This window comes from Bifidobacterium sp. UBA6881, from assembly GCA_002451435.1.
GTDB lineage: Bacteria > Actinomycetota > Actinomycetes > Actinomycetales > Bifidobacteriaceae > Bifidobacterium.
Window position 1 is genome coordinate 34,974 of the sequence record DKCF01000038.1, and the last position, 6,838, is coordinate 41,811.

General features: G+C 64.0%; 6 protein-coding genes. All 6 read right to left on the minus strand.

The genetic code is table 11. The features are described from left to right. On the minus strand, window positions 1–644 hold a 644-nt coding region (locus tag B3C64_RS03155; RefSeq protein ID WP_291533667.1), incomplete at its 3' end, for an aconitase family protein. A 257-nt stretch (window positions 645–901) separates the two neighbouring features. Next, a complete protein-coding gene (locus B3C64_RS03160; protein WP_291533668.1) occupies window positions 902–3,358 on the minus strand; it encodes a cation-translocating P-type ATPase in 2,457 nt (818 codons plus the stop codon). Window positions 3,359–3,549: 191 nt separating this feature from the next. Beyond that, complete coding sequence (locus B3C64_RS03165; protein ID WP_291533670.1) at window positions 3,550–4,161, minus strand: sugar ABC transporter substrate-binding protein; 612 nt, start codon at window positions 4,159–4,161, stop codon at window positions 3,550–3,552. Continuing rightward, on the minus strand, window positions 4,158–5,423 hold the full coding sequence (locus B3C64_RS03170) for a class I SAM-dependent RNA methyltransferase (protein ID WP_291533688.1): 1,266 nt from the start codon (window positions 5,421–5,423) through the stop codon (window positions 4,158–4,160). Before B3C64_RS03170 ends, B3C64_RS03165 begins: the two co-directional genes overlap by 4 nt. Further along, entirely contained in the window at window positions 5,423–6,175 is a 753-nt protein-coding gene (locus B3C64_RS03175; RefSeq protein WP_291533671.1) for a DUF3159 domain-containing protein, read from the minus strand. Before B3C64_RS03175 ends, B3C64_RS03170 begins: the two co-directional genes overlap by 1 nt. Before the next feature lie 24 nt (window positions 6,176–6,199). Further along, window positions 6,200–6,838, minus strand: a 639-nt coding sequence (locus B3C64_RS03180) for a DUF3710 domain-containing protein (protein ID WP_291533672.1), incomplete at its 5' end; no start/stop codon positions are given.

The window sequence follows — 6,838 nt, forward strand, 5'->3', positions numbered from 1 at the left end:
CCGTTGACGGTGGTGGTGTGCGAGTCGGTGCCGACGCAGGAGTCGAGGTAGGCCAGCGTGTTGCCGCTCTTGGCCGCCTTGGTCATGACGACCTTGGCGAGGTATTCGATGTTGACCTGGTGGATGATGCCGGTTCCCGGCGGCACCACGCGGAAGTTCCTGAACGCCTGCTGGCCCCAGCGCAGGAACTGGTAACGTTCGCTGTTGCGCTGGTATTCGATGTCCATGTTCCGTTCGACCGCGTCGGCCACGCCGTACTTGTCGATCTGCACGGAGTGGTCGATGATCATGTCGGACTGGACCTGCGGGTTGATGACCTCCGGGTCTCCCCCGAGCTTCCTGACCGCGTCGCGCATGGTGGCGAGGTCGACGATGCACGGCACGCCGGTGAAGTCCTGCATGACCACGCGCGACGGCGTGAATTGGATCTCGTGGCTCGGCTGGGCGTTCGGATCCCAGTCGAGCAGCGCCTTGACGTGTTCATCGGTGATGTTGGCGCCGTCGATGTTGCGCACCAGGTTCTCGACGAGGACCTTCAGCGAATAAGGCAAATGGTCGATGCCGGGAAGATTCGCAATGTTGTAGTAGTCGTAATCCTTGCCAGCCACGACTAAAGTCGTCAGCTGATCATCAGTCAAGGACATATTCCCTCCGATGCGATAAGCGGTGGTATACGCTGTGTTACCTCCGTCGATATAACACCTCGAATGGTACGGCCACGTTACTTCGCGTCTGGCGTGTCGGTTTGAGATGTGAGACAATGCGCCGCCGCACCGCCTCCGGAATCCCGGCAACCCTCTTTTTTTCAGACTGCCGACGCTGAGAGGGGTCTCAGCGTCGGCAGTCTGGGAAATTCGGGATGGCCAGGTTGGCCGGAGAACTTTGTGGTGCCTGATTACGGTCAGATTTTTTCGGTCTTCCCGGCCTGCTTGCGCATGGAGAGCACGCGCGCCGTGCCCACGCAGACAAGGAAGATGGCCACGGCAACGGCGATCATGATCAGCGTGGCCATCAACGTGGAGCCGCGTGGCACGATCAGCGCGAAGAAACGCCTCACAAACGGAATCGCCACGCCCAGCGCGCCGATGGCCGCGAAGGCCAGCACCATAAGCCCGCGCCAGCCGACAAGCGGCCGGGCCACGCGGGCGAGGACAAGAATACCGAGCACAAACAGAACGATCGCGTTCAGCGCACGCAACTGGGCGAGATCGGCGGCGTTCGACACATCCCAATGCATGATGCCCGGCAACAGCCACGTAGACAGCAGAATGGACAGCGCGACCGCGATGCCGCCCGGCAGGGCGAACCGCACCACGCGTTTGAGGAAGCCGGGGATGTACCGGCGCGTGTTCGGCGCCAGCGCCAGGATGAACGCGGGCACGCCAATCGTCAATCCGCCGATGTAGGTGATGTGGCGCGGCAGATACGGGAACGGAATCTGCGTAAGCACCACACCGAGCGAGATCAACGCCGAGTACACGGTTTTGACGAGGAACAGACTGGCGACGCGTTCCATATTGGCCATGACCTGGCGTCCACGTGCCACCACATCAGGCAAGTGCGAGAATTTCGAGTCGACCAGCACCACCTGCGCGATGGCCTTGGTGGCCGGCGCCGCATTGCCCATGGCAATGCCCAGGTCGGCCTCCTTCAAGGCCAGCGCATCGTTCACGCCATCGCCGGTCATGGCGACCACATGGCCGTTCCTGTGCAGGGCCTGCACAACGGCCTTCTTCTGATTCGGCAGCACACGTCCCAGCACATCCACGTTGTCCAGCACCTCGGCCAATTCGTCGATGTCTTCGGGCAGTTCGCGCGCGTCCATGAAACGCGGCTCCCGGTCTCCGGTGAGCCTCACCTTGCGTGCGATCGCGCCGACGGTCACCGGATTGTCGCCGGAGATGATGCGGCAGCGCACGCCCTGCTCGCGGAACCATCGGAGCGTGGATTCGGCATCGGAGCGGATGTGCTCCGAGCACAGCACCAGTGCCACGGGCCGTGAGGATCGATCGAGGCTCGGTTCGCTTTCGTAATCCGCGGGCGCGGCGCCGCCATGGCGGGCGATCAGCAGCACGCGGTTGCCGTCCTTGGCGTATTCGTCGACCTTCCGAAGAATATCGGCATAATCGCCGTCCATCTGGGAGACCATGACCTCCGGAGCGCCCATCGTCCATACCGCGGAACCGTCGAAAATCGAGCTCCATTTGCGCGCGGACGAGAAGGGGACGCGCGCATCCACGCGTCCTGCCGAGAATCCTTGTTCGTCCAGCCCCGCGAGCACGGCCTGTCCGGTGCCGTTGGGCTGGCCTTCGTTCGACAGGTCGAACAGCGCCTGTTTGATGGACCGCATGTCGGCCTCCGCATCCAGTGCCTCCACGCGGTTGAGCATGATGCCGCCGTCGGTGATGGTGCCTGTTTTGTCAAGGTTCAGACAGTCCACGCGGGCCAGCGTCTCCACGGATTCGAGTTCCTGCACCAGCGTGTTCTTGCGTGCGAGGCGCATGGCCGCAACCGCGAAGTTCAATGATGTCAGCAGCACCAGGCCTTCCGGAATCATGCCGACCACGCCGGCCACCGCGGATATTACGGCGGAGCGCCATTCTCCGGTCGAGACGGCCGCGTTCCATCCGCCGACGGCGTTCATCTGCGACCAGATGAGCAGCACGCACAACGGCACCACGAGGAAGGTCATGAACTTCAGGATCGTGTTGATGCCCTTGTTGAGGTCGGAGACGGTTTTCTTGTAGACCTTGGCCTGGGCGGTCAGCGTCGCCGCGTAGCTGTGGGCGCCGACCGCGGTGACGCGCACGAGGGCCATGCCGGAGACGGCGGTGGATCCGGAGTAGATGTCGTCGTCCTTCGATTTGCGCACGGTGCGGGATTCACCGGTGAGCATGGATTCGTCCAATTCCAATCCCCATGAGCGCACGATCCGCGCGTCGGCCGGCACCTGTTCGCCGGCGCGGATCCACATGATGTCGCCCAGCACGATCTCGTTGTGCGGCACCTGCACGTCGGCGCCGTCGCGGCGCACCAGATAATCGGACGCCACGAGGATCGACAGCTTGTCGAGCGTGCGCTTGGCCTTCAGTTCGGTGACGATGCCGATGCCCGTGTTGATGATGATCACGAAGCCGAACACGGCGTCCTTCCACGATCCGGTGACCAGGACCAGGATCATGGCCGCGAAGATGATGCCGTTGAACAGCGTGAACACGTTGGCGCGCACGATATCGGCGAGGGAACGCGACGTCGATGATTTGACGGCGTTGGACTGCCCGTTTGCCTTCAGGTCCGCGACCTGCGCCGAGGTCAGTCCCGTTTCGGCGATGTCGGGCATGGTTTGACTTTCGCTCATACCTGCCAACACTACCTTGCGGAATCGGGTTCTTGCCGCCGCGCAACGTGAAACAACGGTGAAATCAGGGACTTTTCAGGGTCTTTCCGGCCGATTGCCGACTGGCGGCCAATCGCGTCCGGTTGTTCGTGGCCCGGTTGCCCTAGCGTCTTGTCCGCAGAGATTCGTTGCCGTGAATCCCGTTCCGCCCCTCACTTGGTATCGGAACCGTCGTCCGACCCGACATTGGTGGTGACGAATATGCTTCGCCCGTGCGGATCGTCGTTGGCGATGGAGACCACGACGTCGGCGAGCGGTTTCGCATCCGTCATGCGGTCGTTGGCGACGAGGCTCGCCGCGTACAGCTTGGCGTCCTTCGGCTTGTGGACGGGATTGAGCAGCGCGACGGGGATTCCCGCCTGTCTGGCGCATTGCAGCGCGTCGTTCCACGCCTGCCGGTTCGTATCGTTCACGTCGATTCCCGCGACGACGATGACGTCGGCTTTGCGCTGCGCCATGTCCTGCACACCTTGCCGCGCGGTTTCCTGGGGGTCGTCGGTTCCGGAGACGGTGATGTAGATCGGCTTGAGTTTTCCGGACTCCATGGCGTCCATGGCCATGCGGTCGGTTTCGATGTCGCCCGAGCCGATCATTGCGACCGACAGGCTGTTGCGGTCCTCCATGCTGTGCGAGACCGCGGTTTTGGAGGATTGCGTGTCGCCCACCGCGGCGTTCGACGGCACGCAACCGGAAAGCGCCGCGCAGGGCAGCACGACCGCGAGCACACCCGCGGCAAAACGCCTGATGGCATGGGTGCCGATCACCGCGCGCGCCTTCTGAACAGCGCGACGGTCTCGACATGATGCGTCATCGGATAGATGTCGAAGGCGTGGATGTCGGCCAACTCGTAATCCAATGACGTCAACGTGGCGGTGTCGCGCGCGAGGCTTGCCGGGTCGCAGGCGATGTATACGACGCCACGGGCCCCGGATTCGGCGATCTGCCTGCATACCTTGGCACGGGCGCCGGCGCGCGGCGGATCGAGCACCACCACATCCGGCCTGGCGAGGTCGGCGCGCACGTTGGCGAGGGTTTTCGCCACGTCCCCCGCGCGTGCGTCGACGTTGTTCAGGTGCAGGCGCCGCAGATTGCGTTGCGCGTTTCGCACCGCGGTCTTGCCGCCCTCGACGCTCAGCATGCGGGTGCGGGGCGCGGCAAGTGTGGCGAGCGGAAGGGTGAACAGTCCGGATCCGGAGTACAGGTCCCACAGGCATGCGGCTTCGGCGCCGTCGAGTTCCGCGCGGACCAGGGAAATCACATGGCTGGTCAACGCGATCGGCGCCTGGCGGTGCATCTGCCAGAAGCCGCCGGCGTCCACGTCGTATTCGAACCGGTGTCCCGCCACGGTGACTTTTTCCGTCAGCACGCGTTTGCCGGCGGTCACTTCGCCGTCGACGAGCACCGCGTAATCGTCGCCGACCAATCCACCGTCGCGCGGTTCGGGAACGGCGATCCGGATTTGGGCGCCTGGGGTGAATCCGCCATCCCACACATGCTCACGGCCGGCGACGTCGAGCAATGCGCGGCTGGCGAGCGGCATGGTGTCGATGGGCACGCGGACATGGGTGCCACGGCGGCGCATGGACGGCCGTCCATCGACGTCGGCGATCATTTCGATGCGCGTGCGCCAATGCAGGCCACGCTCCCGTTCGTCGTCCACCATGCGGTCGATCGGCACTTCGGTTTCGGTGTGGCCGAGCCGGAGCATCTGCTCGGCGATCGTCGCGGCCTTCCATTTCAGCTGCCCGTCGAGCGAGACATGCACCAGGTCGGCGCCGCCGACGCCTCCGCCCATGGCGAGCGGTCCGGCGAGCGGCCATACCGGCTCGGCACGGTCCTCGCTGGCTTCCAGCACCTCGACGACCTCGCCCGTCCAGAACCGGTCCTCGCGATCGTGGGGCTCGTCCAAAGCGATGCGCACCAGCTCTCCCGGCAGGGCGAATCGCACGAACACCACACGACCGTCAATATGGCCGACGCAACGTCCCTGGTCGGCGTATCGTTCGATGCGGATGGTCGATTCCATCACTGTTGCTCCTTCGTTTCCCCGTGCCGTTCATCCGCGACGGCCCCATCGTCCTTTTCCGATGCGGCGGCCATCTTGTGCCGATGCATCGGCGTGGCCACGATCAGATACGACACCCATATCGCCAACGCCCAGAAGGGAATTCCCATCAGCAGACGCGCGGTACCCAGCCATCCCACGTGGTTGCCGAGATAAAGCGGCACCTGCACCACCAGTCTCAGCGAGAACACGCCGATCCACAACGCGGTGGCGATGGTGTACGCGCGGTTGAGCGCCCTGTCGCCGCGCCAGTCCGCAAGCCATTCGCGCAGATGCTCGGTAGGCAGGGTGCGGATGAATTCGATGACCACGCCGAGTCCCGGCACCCGTGCCAGCAGCGATACGCCCAACAGCACGATGTAGAACGCGTTGGTCAGGAATCCGAACATGTAGTAGTTGCGGGCCTCATGGCTGTGCCATGCCCAGATCAGACAGATGCCGACCGCCAGCAAACCGGATAACGCGCCCATCACGGATTGGCGTTGGCATAATCTGACCAACACCTGCGCCACGGCCAGCGCCGCGGAGACGCCGATGGTCAGATGCAGGTCGGAGGTGGCGACGAACAACACCACGAACACGACGCCCGGAAGCATCGATTCGATGACGCCGCGCGGTCCTCCGATGGCGTCGATCACGGAGAAGTCATCAGTGTCGCCGGCCTCGGCGAGCGCGCCAAGGCCGGTTTTCCTCTTGGTTTCGGTTTCAGCCATGCTGTATTCGATCGGACGTACGGCTCAGCGCACTTCGGAGAACATCGGTCCTCGCGACAGCGTGGTCTTGACCTCGACCTGCTGGTCGGAATCGAACGGGCCCTTCGGCTGGCTCGGCACATCCGCCTTCTTGTCGGAGTCGGCGGCTTCGGCCGCGGCCTTGGCGGCCTTGCGCTCGGCCGGGGCGACCGGCGGATGCATCGGGATGAGGTCGCGCGGGGCGAGCGGTTCCTCGCCGCGTTCCACCACGATGTCGGCGAAGAACTTGTTCAGGGCCTTGGTCTCGTCGCTGTCCGGATCGGTCGCGGCCTTGCCGGAGAAGATGCCGCGGAGCATCCAGCGCGGTCCGTCGATGCCGACGATGCGGGTCGTGACCTTGCGTCCACCCTTGACCACGACGGGAAGTTCGAGTTCGGTGCCGAACACGCCCTCGGTCTCCTTGGCGGCCCTGTTGGCGTCGATGAGGTCGGCGCGCACGTCATCCCACAATCCCAGGGTCTTCGGCGCGGCGAACGCCTCGATCTCCACACTGGAGGAACCGTAGGTGATGGTGGTGCCAAGCACCTGCTGGGTGGCGCGGTTCGCCTTCACGCGCAGTTCGATGCCCTGCAGGAACGGCAGGTAATAGGAGCCCATGTCGAGGTATTCGTCGTAGTCGGGAAC

Excerpts from the sequence above, each read along its gene's own strand:
- B3C64_RS03160 (WP_291533668.1), bottom strand. The coding sequence starts at position 3,358 with ATGAGCGAAAGTCAAACCATGCCCGACATCGCCGAAACGGGACTGACC.
- B3C64_RS03175 (WP_291533671.1), bottom strand. The coding sequence starts at position 6,175 with ATGGCTGAAACCGAAACCAAGAGGAAAACCGGCCTTGGCGCGCTCGCC.
- B3C64_RS03170 (WP_291533688.1), bottom strand. The coding sequence starts at position 5,423 with ATGGAATCGACCATCCGCATCGAACGATACGCCGACCAGGGACGTTGC.